This is a genomic window from Neoroseomonas soli (assembly GCF_018129065.1).
GTDB classification, from domain to species: domain Bacteria; phylum Pseudomonadota; class Alphaproteobacteria; order Acetobacterales; family Acetobacteraceae; genus Neoroseomonas; species Neoroseomonas soli.
Window position 1 is genome coordinate 1 of sequence record NZ_JAAEDM010000210.1, and the last position, 671, is coordinate 671.

The following is a 671-nucleotide window of genomic DNA, read 5'->3' on the forward strand; positions in this document are numbered from 1 at the left end:
CCGTTCGAGGCGACGAAGCGGGTGGTCGGCGGCATCGTGCTGCTGCTGGGCGCCTGCCTTCTTGCCCCGGTGCCGCTGAGCAATGTCCTGCCCGCCCTGGTTACCACGCTGATCGCCTTCGCGTATCTGGAGGAGGACGGCCTGCTGCTCTGCACCGCGCTGTTGGCCGCACTCTCCATCCTCGCGGCGACTGGCATCGTCATATGGGAAACGGCAAGTGCCACGGGCTGGGTGCCCGGCCTTCTCTGAGCGGGAGGCTGCGCGCGGCGAGGGACCGCAGTTGAAGGCATCACCGCAGGAAGGGGTCTCGTTGTGACGGTCATTGTCTCGGTGAAGATCAACGACGGCATCGTCATGGCCGCCGATAGCGCGGGTTCCATGGAGAGCGGACAGGTCTACGCACACGCGCACAAGATCGCCAATCTATGCGAAGGCCTGTCCATAGGGGCCATGTCCACCGGATCGGGTGGCATCGGGAACGAGTCTGTCGAGACCCTCCTCAAGGACCTGCGGCGACGCTTTGCCGGTCTCAGCGCGGACCACGGGAATTGGCGGCTCGATCCCGAAGCCTATACGGTTGAACAGGTCGCAGACCGCTTGCGCAGCTTTCTCTTCGAGGAGAAGGCCGCGGTCTGTGCGGATCCGACGAACATCCAGCTGCGGGTCTGCGG

At 65.0% G+C, this 671-nt stretch carries 2 protein-coding genes; both read left to right on the forward strand.

The genetic code is table 11. The features are described 5' to 3' along the window. The coding region (locus GXW76_RS25505; protein WP_211864938.1) for an exopolysaccharide biosynthesis protein at positions 1–249 on the forward strand (249 nt) is incomplete at its 5' end. 63 nt (positions 250–312) lie between these two features. Next, the coding region (locus tag GXW76_RS25510; RefSeq protein WP_211864939.1) for an Ntn hydrolase family protein at positions 313–671 on the forward strand (359 nt) is incomplete at its 3' end.